Annotated in this window: 2 protein-coding genes; both read right to left on the bottom strand. The window is 72.1% G+C overall.

What is annotated here, in order from left to right; all coding sequences use genetic code 11:
- Window positions 1-29 precede the first annotated feature (29 nt).
- A complete protein-coding gene (locus tag OG453_RS35185) occupies window positions 30-4,601 on the bottom strand; it encodes a non-ribosomal peptide synthetase (RefSeq protein ID WP_266872607.1) in 4,572 nt (1,523 codons plus the stop codon).
- Window positions 4,598-25,843 carry a non-ribosomal peptide synthase/polyketide synthase gene (locus OG453_RS35180; RefSeq protein ID WP_266872606.1) on the bottom strand — a complete coding sequence of 7,082 codons (21,246 nt, stop codon included), beginning with the start codon at window positions 25,841-25,843 and terminating at the stop codon, window positions 4,598-4,600. The genes OG453_RS35185 and OG453_RS35180 overlap by 4 nt, the downstream gene beginning before the upstream one ends.
- Window positions 25,844-25,865 lie beyond the last annotated feature (22 nt).

Raw genomic sequence — 25,865 nt, 5'->3', positions numbered from 1 at the left:
TCTCCTCACAGTTGCCTGGGTCGAGTGTCTTAAGTGCGGTCGTCGGCGAATTCGGACTCGAGATCGTCGACCTCGTCCTGGCCGAGGTCGAGCAGGGGGAAGTCGGAGGGGGTGTGGCCGCCGGCGGCCGGGTCGGCCGTGGTGTGGGCGGCAAGTCCCGCCAGCAGATCCAGCCAGCCGAGCCCCAGCCGGTCGGTGTCGGCCGCGTCCAGCAGCCCGCTGGGCCAGGCCAGCGACAGCGACAGCTCCGGTCCGCTCGGGGTGTCCTGGACCAGGGCGCCGGCCTCCAGTACGTGCCGCGCCGGCATGCCCGGCCCGGCCGCGCCGCCCAGCGCCGACTCGCCGGCCGGCTCCCACGCGACGGGCGGTCCGCTGGAGTCGCCGGCGGGGAAGCGGCCGAGGTAGTTGAAGCCGATCTGCGGGGCGGGCAGCCCGGCGAGTACGGGTGCGGTCTCGGGGTTCAGATAGCGCAGCAGCTCAAAGCCGAGCCCGTCCCCGGACGCGGCCTTGGCCTGCTCCTTCACCGCCTTGAGCAGGGTGCCTGCGGCAGGCCCGCCCGTCCGCGCCCGGGCCGGGCCGGTAGTGCCGACGCGCAGCCGGACGGGGCGCGTACTGGCGAACCAGCCCACGGTCCGCGACAGATCCACGGTGTCGTGCAGCTGCTCCCGGCCGTGCCCCTCGACGTCGACGAGCACGCCGGCGCCGTACTCCGGCCGCCACCGCGCCACCGCGCCCGCCAGCGCGGCCAGCAGCACCTCGTGCACGCCGCAGTGGAAGACGGCCGGAGTGCGGGCGACGAGCGTCTCGGCCGTGGCGGTCGGCACCAGCCAGCGGCGCCGGACCGTGGTCCGCTCGGTGTCCTGCGCGGGGTCCAGCGGGCGCCGTCCCAGCAGCGGCTCGTCGCCGGTCAACAGCTGCTTCCAGGCCGGGAGTTCCGCCGTCCGGTGCTCGCTGACGGCCTCGGCTGACATCAGCTGCGACCAGCGGCGGAACGACGTATCCACCGGGTCAAGGCCCGGCTCCCGGCCCACGGCCGCCGCCTCGCAGGCGGCCCGCAGATCCGGAAGCAGGACCCGCCACGACACCCCGTCCACCGCGAGGTGATGCACGACGACCAACAGGCGGCCCACTCGCTCGGATCCGGCGTCGAGCCACACCACCTGCGCCATCACTCCGGCGCCCGGATCCAGTCGGCCGACGGCCGCCTCGGCCTGGGCGGCCACCAGCGCGTCCAGCGCCCCCACGGGCACGTTTGCCGCGTCCACGCGGGATATGAGCGCCGGCACGTCGGTCAAGCCCGGCTCCGGCACCACCAGCTTCGACTCGGCGGCCAGGAGCCGGGCGCGGAGCATGTCGTGCGCGTCCAGTAGCGCGCCCACGCCGACGGTCAGCGTCTCCAGACCCAGCTCCGGGGGCGCGCCGACGACCATCCACTGCGCGAAGGCGGCCTCTGTGACGGCGTTGCCGAGCGATCGCATCACCGGGGTGAAGGCGATCTCCCCCACGCCGGACACGTCCACCGCCGATACCTCGCTGTCCGTCGCGGCGACAACTCGCGCCAGACCGGCCGGGGTTCGCTCCTCGAAGACCTGCCGCGGCGACACCACCCAGCCCGCACGGCGCACCCGCGACGCCAGCTGCATCGACATGATCGAATCGCCACCGAGCTGGAAGAAGTCGTCATCCACCCCGACCTCGCCCACGCCCAGCACCTCGGCGAACAAGGTGCACAGGAGTTCCTCGACAGGCGTTGACGGCGTGCGACTCGGCTCGCGGGCGACGCCGGGGTCGGGCAGCGCGGCTTTGTCGACCTTGCCGTTGGGGGTGAGGGGCAGGGCGTCCAGGACCGTGATGGTGGCCGGGACCGTGTAGTCGGGGAGGCGGGTGGCGGTGAACTCCCGTATGGCGGCGGGGTCCAGCGACGCGTCGGACACGACGTAGGCGGCGATGCGGTCGTCGCGGGCGATGACGGTGGCCTGGGTGACATCGGGGTGGGTGGTGAGGACGGATTCGATCTCGCCGAGTTCGATGCGGAAGCCGCGGATCTTGACCTGTTCGTCGGCGCGGCCCTGGAAGTGCAGCAGCCCGTCGCCGCTCCACCTCGCCAGATCGCCGGTGCGGTACATGCGCCCGTCGTCGGCATACGGACAGGCCACGAAGCGCTCCGCCGTCAGCTCCCGACGGCCCAGATAGCCGCGGGCCAGACCCGAACCGGCCAGATACACCTCGCCCGTCGAGCCGATCGGCACCGGACGCAGGAAGTCGTCCAGGACGTAGACCTGAGTGTTGGGCAGCGGGCTGCCGATCGCCGGGGGCTGATCGTCCGGTGTGATGCCCTCGTCGAGCGCCACGGCTGTAGTCATCACGGTCGCCTCGGTCGGACCGTAGGTGTTCCACAGCCCAGCCTGAGCGCGCCACTTGGCGGCGAGATCGGCGGTCAGCCGCTCGGCACCCAGCACCCAATTCCGTACCCCCGGAACCGTCTTCAGGTCGAGCACGGACAACAGAGACGGCACCACGCTCGCGACCGTCACGCCGCTGTCCCGGATCATCCTCGACAGGGCCTGCGGATCGGTACGCTCCTCACCCGCGGCGATCGCCAGGGTGCCACCCGACGCGAGGGTGACCCCCACGTCGAGCACCGAGGCATCGAAGCTGAACGACGCGAACTGCAACGTCACCGCACCAGGCCCCGCGCCCAGCACCGGCCCCATCGCCTCGACCAGATTGGCCACACCCTGATGTGCGACGGCCACACCTTTCGGGCGTCCTGTGGAGCCCGAGGTGTAGATGACGTACGCCAACTGATCAGGATCAAGCTCTACTTCGAGCGGCGCGTCCGACTCGGCAGCAACCGCCACACCCACGTCCGCCAGCCACTCGACATCGATCACCACCGACGCACCGCTGTCGACCGTCATGAACTCCAGCCGGTCCGCGGGGTACTCCGGATCCAGCGGCACATACGCACCCCCGGCCTTCCACACCGCCAGCATCGACACCACCATGTCGACACCCCGCGGCAACCGCAGACCCACCCGCGACTCCCGAACCACACCGCGATCAAGTAGATACCGAGCCAGCCGATTCGACCGAACCTCCAACTCCCCGTACGAGACGGCCTCCGCCCCACACCGCACCGCACACGCCCGCGGAGCCCGAACCGCCCATGCCCGGAACCGCTCCGGCACCGTCTCCGACCCGACCGCCCGCGCCGTGGCGTTCCACTCCCCCACGACCCGCGCCCGCTCACCCGCATCCAGCAGCTCGATCTCGCCCACCCGCACTTGCGGATCCGCCGCCACCTGCTCCAGCACCCGCACCAACCGGCGCCCGATCCGCTCGGCGTCGCGCTCCTCGAAGAGATCGGGCCGGTAAGCCAGCTCGATCCGCAGCTGGTCGTGCGGGGTCACCCCCACAGTGAGGGGATAGTTCGTGGCCTGGCGGGTCTCGCCGCCGGAGATGGTGTAGGTCTCGGTGCGGCCTCTCCGCGGTTCCGGGGCCTTGGGAAAGCTCTCGTACACGACCAGCGTGTCGAAGCCCGCGCCCGGTCCGGCCGCGCGCTGGATCTCCGCCAGGCCGAGGTGTTGGTGTGCCATCAGCTCCGACTGGCTCTGCTGCAGTCCGGTGAGCAGTTCCAGCACCGGCAGTTCGGGCCGTAGGCGGACTCGTACCGGCAGGGTGTTGATGAGCAGTCCGACCATGGACTCCGCCCCGGGCAGCTCCGCCGGCCGGCCCGCCACGGTGGCGCCGAAGACCACGTCGCGGCGGCGTGCCAGCCGCGCGAGCACCAGTGCCCAGGCGCCCTGCACCACCGTGTTCACGGTCAGGCCATGGGTGCGGGCCAGCTCCGTAAGGGCCCGGGTGGCGGGCTCGGAGAGGTCGAGGCGGCACTCCTGCGGCAGGACCGCGGTCCGCTTCGGGTCGACGGCCGCTACCAGCGTCGGCTCTTCGGCGCCGGCCAGCTCGGCCTGCCAGGCGGCTCGTGCCGCCGCCTTGTCCTGGCGGTTCAGCCAGGCCAGGTAGTCCCGGTAGCCGGCCACCGGGGGCAGCGTCCGGCTGTCGCCGCCGGCCGCGTACACCGCGGCCAGCTCGTCGAGCAGCACCGGCATCGACCAGCCGTCCATCAGGATGTGGTGGGTCGTAAGGACCAGCTGGTGCCGTTGGTCGGCGAGCCGGATCAGCAGCAGCCGCAGCAGCGGCGCGGCCGCCAGGTCCAGCCGCTTCGCGTGCTCCTGTGCGGCGAGTTCAGCTGCCCTGGCCGTCCGCTCGGCCTCCGCCAGGCCGGACAGGTCGGTCTCCCGCCAGGGCAGTCGTACCGTACGGGCGATGAGCTGGACCGGTGCTCCCGACTTGCGCTCGTGGAAGCTCGCCCGCAGTGCCGCATGCCGGTCCAGCAGGGCCTGCCAGGAGGCCCGGAAGCGGGCCGGGTCCAGCGGCCCGGTCATCGAGATCACCGTCTGCAGGGCATAGACGTCCGGGCCTTCGCCGTCGAAGGAGGTGTGGAAGAGCAGCCCTTCCTGCAGCGGAGAGAGCGGCCAGACTTCGGCGAGGGCGTTTCCCTTGGCGCCGGTGGAGGCCGGCGAAGTGGGCGTCTTCACAGCGGGTTTTCTCCTTCGCGTTCTGCCGCCAGCGCTTCGAACTCCTCGACCTCGTCCTGGGCGAGCTCGAGCAGCGGGAAGTCGGAGGGCGTGTGGCCGCCGGCGGCGGGGTCGCCGTCCGTGTGCGCGGCGAGTCCGGTGAGGACGTCCAGCCACTGGCGGCCGAGTGCCGCGCCCTGCGCGTGGTCCAGCAGGCCGCCCGGCCAGGCCAGCGACAGGGTCAGTTCAGGTCCGTGCGGGGTGTCCTGGACGATCGCGCCGGCTGCCAGCGCGTGGGCGGCCGGGGCCTGCGGGTCGGCGGCACCGCCCGGGCCCGTTTCGCCGGCCGACTCCCAGGCGCCCGGTTCGCCGGTGTCGGCCCCGACGGGGAACCGGCCCAGGTAGTTGAAGCCGATCTGCGGTGCCGGCAGCGCGGCCAGCTCCGGTGCGGTGCTCGCGTTCAGATGGCGCAGCAGCCCGTAGCCGAGGCCGTCGCCCGGAACCCGCTGGAGCTGTTCCTTGACCGCCTTCAGCAGGGCGCCGGCGGCCGGGCCACCGGAGAGCGCGTCGGCAAGGTCCACGCCTGAGGACGCCACCCGGACCGGATGTACGCCGGTGAACCAGCCGATCGTGCGCGACAGATCCACCCCGAGGCGCTGCGCCTCCCGGCCGTGGCCCTCGATGTCGACGAGCACACCGGCGGCGTACTCCGGCCGCCACCGCGCCACCGCACCGGCCAGCGCCGCAAGCAGCACCTCGTGCACGCCACAGTGGAAGACGGCGGCGGTACGGGAAACGAGCGTCCGGGCCACGGCGGCGGGCACGACCCACTCCTCACGGCGCAGACCCGCCACCGTGTCCCGTACAGGATCCAGCTCTCGCCCGCCCAACAGCGGCTCGCCGCCGGTCAACAGCTGCTTCCAGACCGGGAGTTCCGCCCTCCGGTGCTCGCTGACGGCCTCGGCTGACAGCAGCTGCGACCAACGGCGGAAGGACGTACCCACGTCTTGGAGTCGGGGCTCCTTGCCGGCAGCCACCGCCTCGCAGGCAGCCCGCAGATCCGGCAGCAGAATCCGCCACGACACCCCGTCCACCGCGAGGTGATGCGCCACGATCACCAGCCGGCCCACGGCATCCGGCCCGGCGTCGAGCCACACCACCTGCACCATCACCCCAGCGCCCGGATCCAGCCGTTCGACGGCCGCCCGCGCCTGCGCCCGGACCAGCTCGCTCAGCTCACCATCCGCCGCGTCGACCGCAGCCACCCGCGATACGCGCTCCGCGGCGTCGGTCGAACCCGGCTCCGGCACCATCAAGCGGGACTCGCCGGCCACCAGCCGTGCCCGGAGCATGTCGTGTGCGTCCAGCACGGCGGTCACGCCGGCGGTCAGCGCCTGAAGACCCAGCTCCGGGGGCGCGCCGACGACCATCCACTGCGCGAAGCCCGGCCGCGTGGCCGACTCCCCGAGCGACCGCATCACTGGCGTGAAGGCGATCTCTCCCACGCCGGACGCATCCACCGCCGATACCTCGCTGTCCGTCGCGGCGACAACTCGCGCCAGACCGGCCGGGGTTCGCTCCTCGAAGACCTGCCGCGGCGACACCACCCAACCCGCACGGCGCACCCGCGACGCCAGCTGCATCGACATGATCGAATCTCCGCCGAGCTGGAAGAAGTCGTCATCCACCCCGACCTCGCCCACGCCCAGCACCTCGGCGAACACGCCGCACAACGCCTCCTCCACCGGCGACGACGGCACCCGGCTCGCCTCGCGCACGACATCGGGCGCGGGCAACGCCGCCTTGTCGACCTTGCCGTTGGGCGTGAGCGGCAGCGCGTCCAACACCACCACCACGGCCGGGACCATGTACTCGGGCAGTCGGGCGGCCGCGGACTCCCTGACGGCGGCGCCGTCCAGTTCCGCGCCCGCGTCACGGACGACGTACCCGACCAGCCGCTCACCGTTCGCCGCAACCAGCGCCTGGGCCACCCCCGGATGCGCGGCGAGGGCCGACTCCACCTCGCCCGGCTCGATGCGGAACCCGCGGATCTTCAGCTGCGCGTCCGCCCGCCCCTGGAAGAGCAGTTGACCGTCGGAGGTCCACTTCGCCCGGTCGCCCGACCGGTACATCCGCCCGCCTTCGGCGTACGGGCAGGCCACGAACCGCTCCGCCGTCAGCCCCGGCCGCCCGGCGTAGCCGCGGGCCAGGCCCGAGCCGGCCAAGTACAGCTCTCCCGTGACGCCGGCGGGCACCGGCTGCAGGAAGCCGTCGAGCACAAAGGCCCGGGTGTTCGTCATCGGGCGTCCGATCGGCACGGTGCCGGCGCCCGGCGTCAACGGCCGGCTCATGGCCGCGCAGACCGTCGTCTCCGTCGGCCCGTAGGCGTTCACCAGGCGCCGTCCGGAGGACCAGCGGTCAGCCACCGCCTGCGGACAGGCCTCGCCGGCCACCGTCACGGTCTGCACCGTGTCCGGCAGCGACTCCGCCACCGCCAGCAGACTGGGCGGCAGCGTTACGTGCGTCGTCCGGGTCCGTGCCAGGGCCTCGGCCACCGGCAGCTGCGGCGGCAGCTGTGCCGCGTCGGCCACCACCAGCGTGGCGCCGGACAGCAGCGCCATGCACAGCTCGGAGACAGCGGCGTCGAAGCTCAGCGAGGCGAACTGCAGCACCCGGGCGTCCGGGTGTACGGCGAACCGCTCGATCTGCGCCCGCGCCAGGTTCGCCAGCCCCACGTGCGAGACCACCACGCCCTTGGGACGGCCGGTGGAGCCCGAGGTGTAAATGACATAGGCCGCGTGCTCCGGCCGCAGCGGCGCGCGGCGCTCCGCGTCCGCGATCGCGCCGGGCACACTCGCCGCCACCACCGCGGCCACGGCGGGCTCGTCCCACGCCAGGGCCCGGTCCGCGAACTCGTCCGGCAACACGCCGCGCACCGCGGTGGAACACAGCACCAGCGCCGGATCGGCGTCCCGCAGCATGAACTCCAGCCGCTGCCGCGGATACGCCGGGTCCACCGGTACGAAGACGCCGCCCGCCATCGACACCGCCAGCAGCGCCACCACCGCCGGCACCGTTCGCTCCGCAAGGAGCGCCACCCGGACCTCCGGCCCGACGCCGGCGGCGATCAGCCGACGGGCCAGCCGGCCGGCCGCATCCTGCAGCTCTCGGTAGGTCAGGGTCTGTTCGTCAGCCTGTGGCAGAGCCCGCTCGTCCCCGCGCGACAGGGCCCGCTCCTCCGGTACGAAGCTGAGCGCCGCCGCGTCCGGGGTCCGCCGCACCTGGCGGGCGAACAGCTCGGGCAGCGGGGCGGCGGTCACCGGCGCGGCGGGGTCGGCGTCGTTCCACTCCCGCAGCACCCGCGCGCGCCCGGCCGCGCCGAGGACGCCGATCCGGCCCACTGGCACGGTGGCGTCGGCGGCCAGCTGCTCCAGCACCCGCAGCAGGCAGGCCAGGTTCTCCGCCGCCCAGTCGCGGGTGCCGAGGTCCGGCCGGTAGACCACCTCTCCTGCCAGCCGGTCGCCGGGCGCCATGATGAGGGCGAGGGAGTAGTGGCTCGCGTCCTGCGACTTGCCGTCCGGCCGCAGCGAGAGGCCGCCCGCCGGGCCGGCGGCGGAGCGCGGGTAGTTCTCGTAGACCACCAGCGTGTCGAACTCCGCACCGGACCCGGCGAGTTTCTGGATCTCTGCCAGGCCCAGGTGATGGTGCCCCATCAGGGCGGCCTGGCGCCGCTGCAGGTCCGCGAGCAGGTCCAGGGCCGGCTGCGCGGGGTCCAGGCGGGCCCGTACCGGGAGGGTGTTGATGAACAGCCCGACCGAGGCGTCCGCGCCCGGCACGTCGGCGGGCCGGCCGGCCACCGTGCTGCCGAACACCACGTCGTCGCGCCCGATGAGCCGGGCGAGCAGCAGCGCCCAGGCGCCCTGCACGATCGTGTTCATCGTCAGGCCGTGGGTGCGGGCGAGTTCGGTGAGGTCACGGGTCAGTTCGGCGGAGCACTCGAACTCCAGCGGGATCGGGCGTGCCGCCGCGGCCGACCGGTCGGGCGCGACGCGGGAGGGCTCGTCGGCGCCGGCCAGCTCCGCCCGCCAGGCGGCCCGCGCGGCCGGCCGGTCCTGTCGGCCCAGCCAGGCCAGATACTCCCGGTAGGACGTCGCCGGCGGCAACGCCGTCCGCCGCTCGCCGGCCGCCGCCTCGTACAACGCGGACAGCTCGTCGAAGAGGACGGGCAGCGACCAGCCGTCGACCACGACGTGATGAGTGGTCACCACCATGCGGTGCCGCCGCTCGCCGAGCCGGATCAGCAGTACACGCAACAGCGGCGCCTTGGTCAGGTCGAACCGCTCCGCCATCTCCGCCGCGCACAGCCGGCCGATCTCCGCGCGCGCCTGCGCCTGCGGCAGTCCGGACACATCGGCCGCGCGCCACGGCAGTGTGACGGCGTCGGCGATGACCTGCACCGCTGCTTCGTCGGAGGCACCCTGGTGAAAACTCGCCCGCAGGATGGGGTGCCGGTCAAGCACCTCCTGCCATGCCCCGCGCAGCCGTGCCGCGTCCAGCGGGCCGTCGAGCAGCAGGGCCCGCTGTCCCGCGTAGACGTCGGGCCCGTGGTCGTCAAAGGCGGCGTGGAAGAGCAGCCCTTCCTGCAGCGGGGACAGCGGCCATACGTCGGCCAGGTCCGGGACCGCCAGCTCCAGCTCCTGGACGCCGCGCTGGGTCAGGGGCAGTTGGAGAAGGGGGAAGTCGGCGGGGGTGTGGCCGCCGGCGGCGGGGTCGCCGTCCGTGTGTGCGGCGAGTCCGGTGAGCAGCGCCAGCCACTGGCGGCCGAGCTCGGCGGCCTCGGCGTCGTCGAGCAGGCCACCTGCCCAGGCCAGGGAGAGCGTCAGCTCGGGCCCGTGCGCGGTGTCCTGAACAACCGCGCCCGCGTCCAGCGCGTGGGCGGCCGGAGCCTGCGGGTCGGCGGCACCGCCCGGGCCGGACTCACCGGCGGGCTCCCAGGCGGCCGCTTCGCCCTCGCCGGAGTTGGGCCCGGCGGGGAAGCGGCCGAGGTAGTTGAAGCCGATCTGCGGTACGGGCAGCGCGGCGAGTGCCGGCGCCGCCTCGGGGTTGAGGTAGCGCAGGAGCTGGTAGCCGAGGCCGTCGCCGGCCTTGGCCCGGGTCTGCTCCTTGACCATCTTCAGCAGGGCGCCGGCGGCCGGGCCACCGGAGAGCGCGTCGGCAAGGTCCACGCCTGAGGACGCCACCCGGACCGGGTGCACGCTGGTGAACCAGCCCACGGTGCGCGAGAGATCCACCCCGTCGGCCAGTGCCTCCCGGCCGTGGCCCTCGATGTCGACGAGCACACCGGCGGCGTACTCCGGCCGCCACCGCGCCACCGCGCCGGCCAGCGCCGCGAGCAGCACCTCGTGCACGCCACAGTGGAAGACAGCGGCGGTACGGGAAACGAGCGTCCGGGCCACGGCGGCGGGCACGACCCACTCCTCGCGGCGCAGGCCCGCCACCGTGTCCCGTACGGGATCCAGCAGTCGCCGGCCCAGCACCGGCTCGTCGGCGGCGAGCAGCTCCTGCCAGGCCGGGAGTTCCGCCACCCGGTGCTCGCTGACGGCCTCGGCTGACAGCAGCTGCGACCAACGGCGGAAGGACGTACCCACGTCTTGGAGTCGGGGCTCCTTGCCGGCAGCCACCGCTTCGCAGGCGGCGCGCAGATCCGGCAGCAGAATGCGCCACGACACCCCGTCCACCGCGAGGTGATGCACGACGACCAGCAGGCGGCCCACCCGCTCCGGCCCGGCGTCCAGCCACACCACCTGCGCCATCACCCCGGCGCCCGGATCCAGCCGGCGGAGTGCGGCCTGCGCCTCGGCCCGGACCAGTTCGCTCAGCTCCGGGTCATCGACACCGGTGCCGTCGACGCGGGATACGAGCGCCTGTACGGCGGTCGAGCCCGGCTCCGGCACCACCAGCTTCGACTCGGCGGCCACCAGCCGGGCGCGGAGCATGTCGTGCGCGTCCAGTAACGCGGCCACGCCGGCGGTCAGCGTCTCCAGACCCAGCTTCGGGGGCGCGCCCACGACCATCCACTGTGCAGACCCGGCGCCGGTCACGGACTCACCGAGCGAGCACATCACCGGGGTGAAGGCGATCTCCCCCACACCGGACGCGTCCGGCCCGGCCCCGGCCACCGACTCCGCCGAACAGTCCGGCTCCACGACCCGCGCCAGACCGGCCGGAGTGCGCTCCTCGAACACCTGCCGCGGCGACACCACCCAGCCGGCCCGCCGCGCTTGCGACGCCAGCTGCATCGACATGATCGAATCGCCGCCGAGCCCGAAGAACGAGTCGTCCGCCGCTACACGGTCGATCCCCAGGACCTGGGCGAAGAGGGTGCAGAGGATTTCCTCGACGGGGGTGGATGGTGCCCGTCCGTGGCCGGTGGCAGTTTCGGCGGTGGGGAGGGCGGCTTTGTCGACCTTGCCGTTGGGGGTGAGCGGCAGGGCGTCCAGGACCGTGATGGTGGCCGGCACCATGTGGTCGGGGAGGCGGGTGGCGGTGAACTCCCGTATGGCGGCGGGGTCCAGGGCGGTCGCGCACACGGTGTACGCGGCGATGCGGTCGTCGCGGGCGATGACGGTGGCCCGGGCGATGTCGGGGTGGGCGGCGAGGACGGATTCGATCTCGCCGAGTTCGATGCGGAACCCGCGGATCTTGACCTGTTCGTCGGCGCGGCCCTGGAAGTGCAGCAGCCCGTCGCCGCTCCATTTGGCGAGGTCGCCGGTGCGGTACATGCGGGCGCCGTCGGCGTACGGGCAGGCCACGAAGCGTTCGGCGGTGAGGTCCCGGCGGCCGAGGTAGCCGCGGGCCAGACCCGGACCGGCGAGATAGATCTCGCCGGTGGCGCCGATCGGCACCGGACGCAGGAAATCGTCCAGGACATAGGCCCGCGTGTTGGGCAGCGGACCGCCGATCGCCGGCGATGGGCCGTCCGCGCTGATTCCCTCATCGAGCGCAACAGCCGTGGTCATGACGGTGGCTTCAGTGGGTCCGTAGGTGTTCCACAGCCCCGCCTGGGCACGCCACTTGGCAGCCAGGTCGGCGGTCAATCGCTCGGCACCCAGGACCCAGTTGCGTATGCCGGGGACCGTCTGCGGGTCGAGCACGGACAGCAGGGAGGGCACCACGCTGGCCACCGTCACCCCAGCCGTACGGACCATGTCGGCCAGCGCCTGCGGATCGGTGCGCTCCTCGCTGGTCGCGATCGCCAGGGTGCCGCCGGACGCGAGGGTGGCGGCCACGTCGAGCACCGAGGCATCGAAGCTGAACGACGCGAACTGCAACGTCACCTCGCCCGGCCCCGCGCCCAGCACCGGCCCCATCGCCTCGACCAGATTGGCCACACCCCGATGCGCTACGGCCACACCCTTCGGACGGCCGGTCGACCCGGACGTATAGATCACATACGCCAACTGATCGAGATCAAGCTCTACTTCGAGCGGTGCACCCTGCTCGGCAGCGACCCCGGCACTGGTTTCCGTCAGCCACTCGGCGTCGATCACCACCGACGCGCCGCTGTCGACCGTCATGAACTCCAGCCGGTCAGTCGGGTACTCGGGATCCAGCGGCACATACGCGCCACCGGCCTTCCACACCGCCAGCATCGACACCACCATGTCGATGCCACGTGGCAACCGCAGACCCACCCGCGACTCCCGAACCACACCGCGATCACGCAGATACCGAGCCAGCCGATTCGACCGCACCTCCAGCTCCCCGTACGAGACGGCCTCCGCCCGACACCGCACCGCGACCGCCTCCGGAACCCGGACCGCCCACTCCTGGAAACGCCCGGGCACGCTCAGCGACCCGACCGGCCGCGCCGTGGCGTTCCACTCCTCCACCACCAGCGCCCGCTCGCCCGCATCCAACAGCTCGATCTCGCCCACCCGCACCCGCGGATCCGCCGCCACCTGCTCCAGCACCCGTACCAACCGGCATAAGATCCGCTCGGCGTCGCGCTGGTCGAACAGGTCGTGGCGATAGTCGAGCCGAAGCTTCAGTTCGGACGCGTCCACCCCAAGCGCCAGCGCGAAGTTCGTTGACTCCCGCATCCCCGCACCCGTCAGCCGGACGGAGTCGAGGGCGACCGGCACCTCCGGGTCACCGGGGAAGTTCTCGAATGCCAGCAGCGTGTCGAAGCCCGCGCCCGGACCTGCCAGCCGCTGGATCTCCGTAAGGCCCAGATGCTGGTGATCCAGCAGTGCGGACTGCTCAGCCTGCAGGTCGGCGAGGAGCTCGGCGACAGTACGCGCCGGATCGAAGCACACCCGTACCGGGATGGTGTTGATGAACAGCCCCAGCATGTCCTCCATGCCCGGCAGCTCGGCCGGCCGTCCCGCGACCGTCGCTCCGAACACCACGTCCCGGCGGCCCGTCAGGCCTCCGACCAGCAGCGCCCAGACAGTCTGCAGAACGGTGTTCAGGGTGACGTCCGCGTCGCGGGCCAGCCGCGTCAGCTCTTGGGCGAGCGGCGGGGGCAGCTCGGCGCCGACGCACGCGGTCTCGCCGGGCGAACGGGCCGGGTCGGCAGGGGCGACCAGGGTTGGTTCCTCGGCCCCGGACAGGGCCTGCTCCCAGGCCGACCGCGCGGCGTCTTTGTCCTGCCGCGCCAGCCAGCCCAGATACTCCCGGTACGGGGTGACCGCGGGCAGTCCCGCGCCGCTGCCGCCGGCCGCGTAGGCAGCCCACACCTCCCGTAGCAGGATCGGCAGCGACCACCCGTCCAGGACCAGGTGGTGCATGGTGATCACCAACCGGTGGCGGTCCTGGCCCAATCCGATCAACAGCACCTTCAGCAAGGGCGGCGTCCCCAGGTCGAATCGCTGTGCGCGCTCCTCGACCGCGATCCGCTCCGACCGCGCCCAGGCCGCCTGTTCCGGCTCGTCCGTCAGGTCTTCCTCGCGCCAAGGCAGCTCCACGCCCTCGACGATCACCTGCAGCGGCTGCTCGATCCCCGCCACCTGCCGGAAACCGGCCCGCAAGCTGCTGTGCCGGTCAAGCACCACCTGCCACGACGCCCGCAGCACGCCTGCGTCGAGCTGCCCCTCCAGGTCCAGGACCAGCTGCTCCACATACACATCCGTGCCCTGCTGATCAAACAGCGCGTGGAACAGCAGCCCTTCCTGCAACGGCGATACGGGCAACACCTCCACCAGACCGGGCGCTGCCGCCTCCAACTCCTCCACCTGCGACTGCCCCAACGCCACCAAGGGGAAATCCGACGGCGTATGACCGCCACCACCCGACCCCACATGAGCCTCAAGCCCGGCCAGCATCTCCGCCCAGCCATCAACCAGAGACTGCGCCGCCTCCACGCCCAACAGCCGCTCCGGCCAGGAGAGGCTGAGGGTGAGTTCCGCGCGGCCCTCGGCCAAGTCATGCACTGCGCCCATGAACTCCAGGGCGTGCAACACCGGGAAGTCGCCGCCGGCCCCGGCGCCGAGGTCGTCGTCGAGCAGCTGCCAGTCGCCGCCCGCAGGACTGCTGAAGCGGCCCAGGTAGTTGAAGCCGATCTGCGCGGTCGACAACGGCGCGCTCCCGTACGCCGTATCGGGGTTGAGGTACCGGAGCATGCCGTAACTCAGCCCGTCCCCCGGCACAGCGCGTACCTGTTCTTTGATCCGCTTGACGACCGCTCCCGCGGCTGCCTGGCCGGCCCGTATCGCGCCACCGTCGACCACGCCCGGATCCAGCCGGACCGGGTGCACACACGTGAACCAGCCCACCGTCCGCGACAGATCCACCCCGTCGCCCAACGGCTCCCGCCCATGCCGCTCGACGTCGACCAGGAATGACGCCTGCCCCTGATCGGCCCACTCCTGCAGCGACGCCGCCAACCCTGCCAGCAGCACCTCATCAACCTTGGCACCGAACGCCGCCGGCACCCCGGTCAACAACGCCGACGTCACCGACACAGGCACCCGCACCGACACCCGCCGCACCGACGACTCGACATCCCGCACCGGATCCAGCGGCAGCGCCGTCAACAGCTGGTCGGAACCCGCCTGCATCGCGCTCCAGGCCTCCAGCTCCGCCAGCCGCTCCGCACTCCCGGCCTGCACCTCCAGCTCCCGCGCCCAATGCCGGAACGACGTCGCCACCGGCGCCAGCACCGGCTCCCGACCCGCAGCCAACGCCGCACACACCTCCGCCAGATCCGGCAGCAGCACCCGCCACGAGACCGTGTCCACCACCAGGTGGTTGAAGACGAGTACCAGTCGCCCCTCGGCCACCGGACCGGCGTCGAACCACACCGCGTCGAGCATCTGACCGGCGGCCGGATCCAGCCGCCGCGCGGCCGCTCGGACCTGCGTGCTGGTGAGCTCCCGCAGCGCGTCGTCCGCCAGGCCGGTCGCGTCGACCTGGCGTACCCATGCCCGCTCGGGCACGTCCGCCGGCACCTCGAGCCGTGGCTCCGGACCTGTTACCAACCGCGCCCGCAGTACGTCGTGATGACCCACCAGCGCCTGCACCGCACGTACGAGAACGTCGAGGTCCAGTCCGGCCGGGGTGCTCACCACTCCCGACTGCACGGCCTCGCCCACCTGGTCGAGTCCGACTCGTTCGATCAGCTCATGCATCACCGGAGTCAGCGGCACCGCACCCACACCGGAATCCCGCCCCGGCACCACACCACCGCTGTCCACTGCCTCCGCAACCCGCGCCAGTCCCGCCGCGCTCCGCCGCTCGAACACCTGCCGCGAAGAGATCGCCAGCCCTGCCCGCCGAGCGCGCGACACCAGCAGCATCGACATGATCGAGTCGCCGCCCAGCTCGAAGAACGAGTCCTCGGCACCCACCCGCTCCAGGCCCAGCACTTCGGCGAAGAGATCGCACAGCAGCACCTCGGCCTGCGTCGCCGGCGCCCGGCCATCGCGGGCCGCACGCTCGGGCGCGGGCAGCGCCGCCTTGTCGACCTTGCCGTTGGGGGTGAGCGGCAGCGCGTCCAGGACGGTCACGATCGCCGGGACCATGTGCTCCGGGAGCCGGGCGGCGGCGAAGTCCAACAGGGCGGTCGTCTCGATGCCGCTGCCTGCGGTGGGAACGGCGTAGGCGACGAGACGGTCGTCGCGGGCGATGACGGTGGCCTGGGTGACATCGGGGTGGGCGGCGAGGACGGATTCGATCTCGCCGAGTTCGATGCGGAACCCGCGGATCTTCACCTGCTCGTCCGCGCGGCCCTGGAAGTGCAGCAGCCCGTCGCCGCTCCATTTGGCGAGGTCGCCGGTGCGGTACATGCGGGCGCCGTCGGCGTACGGGCAGGCCACAAACCGCTCCGCGGTGAGGTCCCGGCGGCCCAGGTAACCGCGGGCCAGACCCGGACCGGCCAGATACACCTCGCCGGTGGCACCGATCGGCACCGGACGCAGGAAGTCGTCCAGGACATAGACCTGGGTGTTGGGCAGCGGGCTGCCGATCGCCGGCGCTTCGTCGTCGGATGTGAAGCTTGCCGGCAGTTCCACGGCCGTGGTCATGACGGTGGCCTCGGTGGGACCGTAGGTGTTCCACAGCCCCGCCTGCGCACACCACTTGGCGGCCAGATCGGCGGTCAATCGTTCGGCGCCCAGGACCCAGTTGCGTATGCCGGGGACGGTATGCGGGTCGAGTACGGACAGGAGCGACGGCACCACGCTGGCCACCGTCACCCCGGCCGTACGGATCATGTCGGCCAGCGCCTGCGGATCGGTGCGCTCCTCGCTGGTGGCGATCGCCAGGGTGCCGCCGGACGCGAGGGTGACGGCGACGTCGAGCACCGAGGCGTCGAAGCTGAACGACGCGAACTGCAACGTCACCTCGCCAGGACCGGTGCCCAGCACCGGCGCCACCGCCTCGACCAGATTGGCCACACCCCGATGCGCCACCGCCACACCCTTCGGGCGCCCTGTGGAGCCCGAGGTGTAGATGACGTACGCCAACTGATCAGGATCAAGCTCTACTTCGAGCGGCGCGTCCGACTCGGCAGCAACCGCCACACCCACGTCCGCCAGCCACTCGACATCGATCACCACCGACACGCCGCTGTCGACCGTCATGAACTCCAGCCGCTCGACCGGGTACTCCGGATCCAACGGCACATACGCACCCCCGGCCTTCCACACCGCCAGCATCGACACCACCATGTCGACACCCCGAGGCAACCGCAGACCCACCCGCGACTCCCGAACCACACCGCGATCACGTAGATACCGAGCCAGCCGATTCGACCGCACCTCCAACTCCCCGTACGAAACGGCCTCCACCCCACACCGCACCGCGGCCGCCTCCGGGGACCGAACCACCCATTCCCCGAAATGCTCCGGCACGGACAGCGGGCCGACCGGCCGGGTGCCGGCGTTCCACTCCCCCACCACCAGCGCCCGCTCATCCGCACCGATCAAGTCGAGCTCGCTTACCCGCACCCGCGGATCCGCCACCACTTGCTCCAGCACCCGCACCAATCGGCCGGTCAACGCCCGGGCGGTGTCCTCGTCGAAAAGGTCGGGGCGATAGTCGAGCCGAAGGTTCAGGTCGGAGGGGTCCACGCCCAGCGCCAGCGCGAAGTTTGTCGACTCCCGCATCCCCGCACCCGTGACGACCACGGACTCCAGCGATGACGGCACATCCGGGTCGCCGGGGAAGTTCTCGAACGCCAGCAACGTGTCGAAGCCCGCGCCCGCTCCTGCCAGCCGCTGGATCTCTGTCAGACCGAGATACTGGTGATCGAGTAACTCCGACTGTTCCGCCTGCAGTTCGGTCAGCAGCTGGGCCAACGGCTGCGTGGCCTCAAGCCGCACCCGCACGGGGATCGTGTTGATGAAGAGGCCCAGCATGTCCTCCATGCCCGGCAGCTCGGCCGGCCGGCCCGCGACCGTCGTCCCGAAGACCACGTCCCGGCGGCGGGCCAGCTGACCCAGCACGATCGCCCATGCCGCTTGCAGGACGGTGTTCACCGTGACGCCCAGCTCCCGGGCCAGGTCGCGCACCGCGTCGCTCAGCTCCGCACTCGGCGCACAGGCCACCGATCGGGGCAGTGCGGCCCCGGCATCCACGGCGGCGGGGGCGACCAGGGTTGGTTCGTCGGCCCCGGACAGGGCCTGCGTCCAGGCGGCGCGCGCGGCGTCCTTGTCCTGGCGCGCCAGCCAGTACAGATACTCCCGGAAAGGCGTGACCGCGGGCAGTCCCGCGCCGCTGCCGCCGGCCGCGTACGCAGCCCACACCTCTCGCAGCAGGATCGGCAGCGACCAGCCGTCCAGCAGGATGTGGTGCAGCGTGATCACCATGCGACAGCGATCCGCACCCAGCCGGATCAGCAGTACGCGGATCAGTGGCGGCCGCGCCACGTCAAAGCCCCGCACCCGCTCGGCCAGAACCAACTCCTCGGCCTGTTCCGGCCGTTCCGTCAGGTCTTCCTCACGCCAAGGCAGCTCCACGCCCTCGACGATCACCTGCAACGGCTGCTCGATCCCCGCCACCTGCCGGAAACCGGCCCGCAAGCTGTCGTGTCGGTCAAGCACCGCCTGCCACGACGCCCGCAACACGCCCGCGTCGAGCTGCCCCTCCAGGTCCAGGACCAGCTGCTCCACATACACATCCGCCGACCCCTCGTCGAACAGGGCGTGGAACAGCAGCCCTTCCTGCAACGGCGATACGGGCAACACCTCCACCAGCCCGGGCGCTGCCGCCTCCAACTCCTCCACCTGCGACTGCCCCAACGCCACCAAGGGGAAATCCGACGGGGTATGACCGCCACCACCCGACGCCACATGAGCCTCAAGCCCGGCCAGCATCTCCGCCCAGCCATCAACCAGAGACTGCGCCGCCTCCACGCCCAACAGCCGCTCCGGCCACGCCAACGTCAACGTCAGCTCCGGCCCCTCGGCCAGATCACGGACCGCGCCCAGGAACTCCAGCGCATGCCGCACCGGGAAGTCGCCGCCGAGGCCGCCCCCGACATCGTCACCGACCAGCTGCCAGCCGCCCGAGCCGCTGCTGAAGCGGCCCAGGTAGTTGAAGCCGACCTGCGCAGTCGGCAACCCGGCCAGCTCCGTCGCCGTAACCGCATTCAGATACCGGAGCAGGCCATAACCGAGACCGTCCCCGGGCACACCCCGCACCTGCTCCTTGACCCGCTTGACGACCTCCCCGACCGCCACCGACCCACCGGCATCCAGCCGGACCGGATGCACACCCGTGAACCAGCCCACCGTCCGCGACAGATCCACCCCGTCGCTGCCAAACGGCTCCCGCCCATGCCGCTCGATGTCGACCAGCGTCCCGGAGCCACCCTCGGGCCGCCACTCCTGCATCGCCGCGGCCAACCCCGCCAGCAGCACCTCATCGGCCTTGGCACCGAACGCCGCCGGCACCCCGGTCAACAACGCCGACGTCACCGACACAGGCACCCGCACCGACACCCGCCGCACAGTGGTGCCCAAGTCCATGGCCGGGTCCAGCGGCAGCGTCGTGAGCAGCTGGTCGGAACCCGCCTGCATCCCTGTCCAGGCCGCCAGCTCCGCCAGCCGCTCCGCGCTCCCGGCCTGTGCCTGAAGCTCCTGTGCCCAATGTCGGAACGACGTCGCCACCGGCGCCAGCACCGGCTCCCGACCCGCAGCCAACGCCGCATAGGCCTCTGCCAGATCCGGCAGCAGCACCCGCCACGACACCCCGTCCACCACCAAGTGATGAACCACCAGCAACAGCCGGCCCGGCGCATCCACCCCGGCGTCGAACCACACCGCCTGCACCATCACACCGGCCGGCGGATCCAATCGCCCCACCGCCGCCCGCGTCTGCGCATCCACATCCGCGCCAGCCGCATCCACCCGGCGTACCCACGCCCGCTCCGGCACCGCCTCCGGCACCTCAAGCCGCGCCCCCGTACCCGGCACCAACCGCGCCCGCAGCACGTCATGCCGCGCCACCAGCGCCTGCACCGCCCGCGCGAGCACCTCGAAGTCCAGTCCGGCCGGCGTACGCACCCAGCTGGACTGCACGACCTCATGGAGCCGTTCCGGACCGACGCGTTCGATCAGCTCATGCATCACCGGCGTCAGCGGCACCGCACCCACGCCGGACTCCCCGCCCGGCACCACATCGCCGCTCTCCAGCGCACCCGCAACCCGCGCCAGACCGGCAGGAGTCCGCAGCTCGAACACCTGCCGGGAGGAGATCGCCAGCCCTGCCCGCCGAGCGGCCGAGACCAGCAGCATCGACAGAATCGAGTCCCCGCCCAGGGCGAAGAAGTCGTCGTCGGCACCGGCCGACCCCGCGCCCAGCACCTCGGCGAAGAGCCCGCACAGCAGCGCCTCCACAGGCGTCGCCGGCGCGCGGCCCGCACCAGCCGTCGCATCGACGGCGGGCAGCGCCGCCTTGTCCACCTTGCCGTTGGGGGTGAGCGGCAGCGCGTCCAGCACCGTCACCGCGGCCGGGACCATGTACGCGGGGAGGCGGCGGGCGGCGAATTCCCGTATCGCGGTCGCGTCGGCCGCGCCCCGCGCGCCGGGTGTCACATAGGCGGCGATACGGTCCGCACGCACCACGACGGCCGCCTGGGCGACCTCCGGATGCGCCGCGATCACCGACTCGACCTCGCCCGGCTCGACTCGGAAGCCGCGGATCTTCACCTGCGTGTCCGCCCGGCCCGCGAAGTGCAGGAGCCCTTCGTCGCTCCACTTCGCCAGATCGCCGGTGCGATACACGCGCCCGCCGTCGGCGTACGGGCAGGCCACAAACCGCTCCGCGGTCAGACCCGGGCGACCCAGGTAGCCGCGGGCCAGACCCGGGCCGGCGAGATAGACCTCACCCACCACACCCGGCAGCACCGGGCACAGGAAGTCGTCCAGCACGAAGACACGGGTGTTGGGGAGCGGGCCGCCGATGGCCGGCGGTCGGTCGTCGGGGGCAATGCCGGTCGCGAGCTCCACGGCGGTGGCGATGACGGTGGATTCGGTGGGTCCATAGGTGTTCCACAGCCCCGCCTGGGCACGCCACTTGGCGGCCAGATCCGCGGTCAGCCGCTCGGCACCCAGCACCCAATTCCGCACCCCCGGCACGGCCTGCGGGTCGAGCACGGACAGCAGCGACGGCACCACGCTGGCCACCGTCACCCCAGCCGCACGGATCATCTCCGCCAGCGCCTGCGGATCCGTACGCTCCTCGCCGGCAGCGATAGCCAGGGTGCCGCCGGACGCCAGCGTCACGGCCACGTCCAGCACCGAGGCATCGAAGCTGAACGACGCGAACTGCAGCGCCGTCGTCCCCTCCGAGACGCCCAGCACCGGGCGCATCGCCTCGACCAGATTCGCCACACCCCGATGCGCCACCGCCACACCCTTCGGGCGGCCGGTCGAGCCGGAGGTGTAGATCACGTACGCGAGCTGATCCGGTTCGACCGCGACATCGAGGGGGACGTCCGGCTCGGCGGCGATCGCCGGCCCGGCGGCGGCCAGCCGGTCCGCGTCGACCACCACCGACGCGCCGCTGTCGACCGTCATGAACTCCAGCCGGTCAGTCGGGTACTCGGGATCCAGCGGCACATACGCACCCCCGGCCTTCCACACCGCCAGCATCGACACCACCATGTCGACACCCCGAGGCAACCGCAGACCCACCCGCGACTCCCGGCCCACCCCAAGCCCACACAGGTAGCGGGCCAGCCGATTCGACCGAACCTCCAACTCCCCGTACGAAACGGCCTCAGCGCCGCAGCGCACCGCTACCGCATTCGGCGTGAGCACCGCCCAGGCCCCGAACAGCTCCAGCCAGGTGTCCGCCGACACCGGCCGCGCCGTGTCGTTCCACTTGTCGACGACCAGGGACCGCTCCGCCTCGTCGAGGGCGTCCAACGTGCCGATACGGGCGTCCGGCTCAGCCGCCATCCGGGTCAGCACCCGTATCAGCCGCTCCGAGATCGCCACGGCCGCCGTCGCGTCGAAGCTGTCCAGCCGGTGATCGAGCCGCAGCCGCAGCCCGTCGATCGGGTCAACACCCAGCGTCAGCGCGAAGTGGGTCGACTCGCGGACCCCGGAGCCGGTGAGGCGCAGCGGCTGCGGGGGGCCGCTCTCGCCGGCCCGGTAGTTCTCGAACGCCAGCAGCGTGTCGAAGCCCGCGCCCGGACCCGCCAGCCGCTGGATCTCCGTAAGGCTCAGATGCTGGTGGTCCAGCAGCGCGGACTGCTCAGCCTGCAGGGCGGCGAGCAGCTCCGCGACCGTCCGCGCGGGATCGAATCGCACCCGCACCGGGACGGTGTTGATGAACAGCCCCAACATGTCCTCCATGCCAGGCAGCTCCGCCGGCCGCCCCGCGACGGTGGCGCCGAAGACCACGTCCCTGCGGCCCGTCAAACCACCGGCCACCAGCGCCCAGGCGGCCTGAACGACGGTGTTCAGCGTGACGCCGTGCCGGCGGGCCAGCTCGCGCAGCGCCCCGGTCAGTTCGGCGGCCGGTGCAAAGGTCAGCTGGTCGGTCGGACTCGGCGTGCCGTCCGCGGCGGCGGAGGCCACGAGGGTCGGCTCGTCGAGCCCGGACAGGGCGTGCGTCCAGGCGGCCCGTGCGGCGTCCTTGTCCTGCTGCGCCAGCCAGGCCAGGTGTTCACGGTGCGGGGTGACCGCGGGCAGTCCTGCGCCGGTGCCGCCGGCCGCGTACGCAGCCCAGACCTCTCGCAGCAGGATCGGTAGCGACCAGCCGTCCAGCAGGATGTGGTGCAGCGTGATCACCATGCGACAGCGGTCCGCACCCAGCCGGATCAGCAGTACGCGGATCAGTGGCGGCCGCGCCACGTCAAAGCCCCGCACCCGCTCGGCCAGAACCAACTCCTCGGCCTGTTCCGGCCGTTCCGTCAGGTCTTCCTCACGCCAAGGCAGCTCCACGCCCTCGACGATCACCTGCAACGGCTGCTCGATCCCCGCCACCTGCCGGAAACCGGCCCGCAAGCTGTCGTGTCGGTCAAGCACCGCCTGCCACGACGCCCGCAACACGCCCGCGTCGAGCTGCCCCTCCAGGTCCAGGACCAGCTGCTCCACATACACATCCGTGCCCTGCTGATCAAACAGCGCGTGAAACAACAGCCCTTCCTGCAACGGCGATACCGGCAACACCTCCACCAGACCGGGCGCTGCCGCCTCCAACTCCTCCACCTGCGACTGCCCCAACGCCACCAACGGGAAATCCGACGGCGTATGACCGCCACCACCCGACCCCACATACGCAGCCATATCCGCCAGGGCCGCCGCCCAGCCATCAACCAGCGCCTGCGCCGCGCCCGCGTCCAGCAGCCGCTCCGGCCACGCCAACGTCAACGTCAGCTCCGGCCCCTCGGCCAGATCATCGACGATGCCTTCGGCCTCAAGGGCGTGCATCGCCGACGACCGGCTCGCGAAGCCCTCTCCCAGGCCGTCGCCGAGCAGCTGCCAGTCGTCGCCTGAGCCGCTGCTGAAGCGGCCCAGGTAGTTGAAGCCGACCTGCGCAGTCGGCAACCCGGCCAGCTCCGTCGCCGTAACCGCATTCAGATACCGGAGCATGCCGTAACCGAGACCGTCCCCGGGCACGGCGCGTACCTGCTCCTTGACCCTCTTGACGACCTCCCCGACCGCCACCGGCCCGCCGGCATCCAGCCGGACGGGGTGGATTCCGGTGAACCAGCCCACCGTCCGCGACAGATCCAGTCCATCGCTGCCGAACTGCTGCCGACCGTGGCTCTCGACATCCACCAGGAACGAGATCCGGCCCTGGTCGCCCCACTCCCCTATCGCCGCCGCCAGCCCCGCCAGCAGCACCTCATCGACCTTGGCACCGAACGCCGCCGGCACCCCGGTCAACAACGCCGACGTCACCGACACAGGCACCCGCACCGACACCCGCCGCACAGTGGTGCCCAAGTCCATGGCCGGGTCCAGCGGCAGCGTCGTGAGCAGCGGGACGGAACCCGCCTGCATCCCTGTCCAGGCCGCCAGCTCCGCCAGCCGCTCCGCGCTCCCGGCCTGTGCCTGAAGCTCCTGTGCCCAATGCCGGAACGACGTCGCCACCGGCGCCAGCACCGGCTCCCGACCCGCAGCCAACGCCGCATAGGCCTCTGCCAGATCCGGCAGCAGCACCCGCCACGACACCCCGTCCACCACCAAGTGATGAACCACCAGCAACAGCCGGCCCGGCGCATCCACCCCGGCGTCGAACCACACCGCCTGCACCATCACACCGGCCGGCGGATCCAATCGCCCCACCGCCGCCCGCGTCTGCGCATCCACATCCGCGACAGCCGCATCCACCCGGCGTACCCACGCCCGCCCCGGCACCGCCTCCGGCACCTCGAGCCGCGCCCCCGCACCCGACACCAACCGCGCCCGAAGTAAGTCGTGGTGGCCCACCAGCGCCTGCATCGCGGCCGTCAAAGTGGCCGCGTCCATTCCTCGCGGGGTGGCGACCAGGGCTGACTGGAAGACCTCCGACAGGTCCTCCGACCGCACCCGCTGCAGCAGTTCGAGCATGACCGGGGTGAGCGGCACATCGCCCGAACCGGCGGCCGTGTCGACGGAAGCGGGAGCGTCGCCCAAGGGCAGCGCGACCGCGGCGATGCGGGCGGCGGTCCGCTCCTCGAAGACCTGCCTGGTCGTGACCGCGAGGCCGGCCCGGCGGGCGCCGGATACGACCATCATCGACAGGATCGAATCCCCGCCCAGGGCGAAGAAGTCGTCGTCGGCACCGGCCTCCCCCAGGCCCAGCACCTCTGCGAAGAGCCCGCACAGCAGCGCCTCGACGGGCGTCGCCGGCGCCCGGCCCGCACCAGCCGTCGCATCGACGGCGGGCAGCGCCGCCTTGTCCACCTTGCCGTTGGGGGTAAGCGGCAGCGCGTCCAGCACCGTCACCGCGGCCGGGACCATGTGCTCCGGGAGACGCGCCGCGGCGAACTCGCGCACGGCGGCGGAAGCGAGCTCGCCGGCAGCGGCCACATACGCGGCGAGACGGTCCTCCCGTACGACCACCACCGCCTGCGCGACAGCTGGATGCGCGGCGAGAACGGATTCGATCTCGCCCAATTCGATGCGGAACCCGCGGATCTTCACCTGCTCGTCCGCGCGGCCCTGGAAGTGCAGCAGCCCGTCGCCGCTCCACTTCGCCAGGTCGCCGGTGCGGTACATGCGCCCGCCCTCGGCGTACGGGCAGGCCACGAAGCGCTCCGCGGTCAGCTCCCGGCGGCCCAGATAGCCGCGGGCCAGCCCCGGACCGGCCAGATGGACCTCACCCACCACACCCGGCAGCACCGGGCGCAGGAGGTCGTCCAGGACGTAGACCTGTGTGTTGGGCAGGGCGCGGCCCATGGACGGGGGCTGGTCGTCCGGGGTGAGGCCGGCGGGCAGCTCCACTGCGGTGGCGATCACCGTGGACTCGGTGGGGCCGTAGGTGTTCCAGAGCCCTGCCTGGGCGCGCCACTTGGCGGCCAGGCTCGGGGTCAGCCGCTCGGCGCCCAGCACCCAGTTGCGTACGCCGGGGACCGTCTGCGGGTCGAGCACGGACAGGAGCGACGGCACCACGCTGGCCACCGTCACCCCGGCCGATTCGATCATCTCCGCGAGCGCCTGCGGATCGGTGCGCTCCGCGCTCGTGGCGATCGCCAGCGTGCCCCCCGATGCGAGGGTGGCGGCCACGTCCAGCACCGAGGCGTCGAAGCTGAACGACGCGAACTGCAACGTCACTTCACCGGGACCGGCACCGAGTACCGGCCCCATCGCCTCGACCAGATTCGCCACACCCCGATGCGGGACGGCCACACCCTTCGGGCGGCCCGTCGACCCCGAGGTGTAGATGACGTACGCCAACTGATCCGGATCGAGCCCCGCGTGGAGCGGCTGTGCGGACTCCGCGGCGATCGCCGCCCGCGCGCCGGCCAGCCACGCCGCGTCGATCACCAGCGACGCCTCGCTGTCCGCCGCCATGAACTCCAGCCGGTCCGCCGGGTACTCCGGATCCAGCGGCACATACGCACCCCCGGCCTTCCACACCGCCAGCATCGACACCACCACGTCGACACCCCGCAGCAACCGCAGACCCACCCGCGACTCAGACCCGACACCCAGCCCCCGCAGATACCGGGCCAGCCGGTTCGTCCGGTCGTCCAGCTCCCCGTACGAGAGGGTCTCGGAGCCGCACCGCACCGCGCATGCCTCCGGCGACCGAAGCGCGTGGGCACGGATCAGTTCCGGAACGGTGTTGGTGACAATCGAGCGTCGAGAGTCAGGCATGCCAGAGGTCTCCACTGGGTCG

The organism is Streptomyces sp. NBC_01381, assembly GCF_026340305.1.
Taxonomy (GTDB): Bacteria; Actinomycetota; Actinomycetes; order Streptomycetales; family Streptomycetaceae; genus Streptomyces.
The sequence above is the reverse complement of the archived record's forward strand: the minus strand, read 5'-3'. Positions and strand labels throughout refer to the sequence as shown.

Excerpts from the sequence above, each read along its gene's own strand:
- OG453_RS35180 (WP_266872606.1), bottom strand. The coding sequence starts at position 25,843 with ATGCCTGACTCTCGACGCTCGATTGTCACCAACACCGTTCCGGAACTG.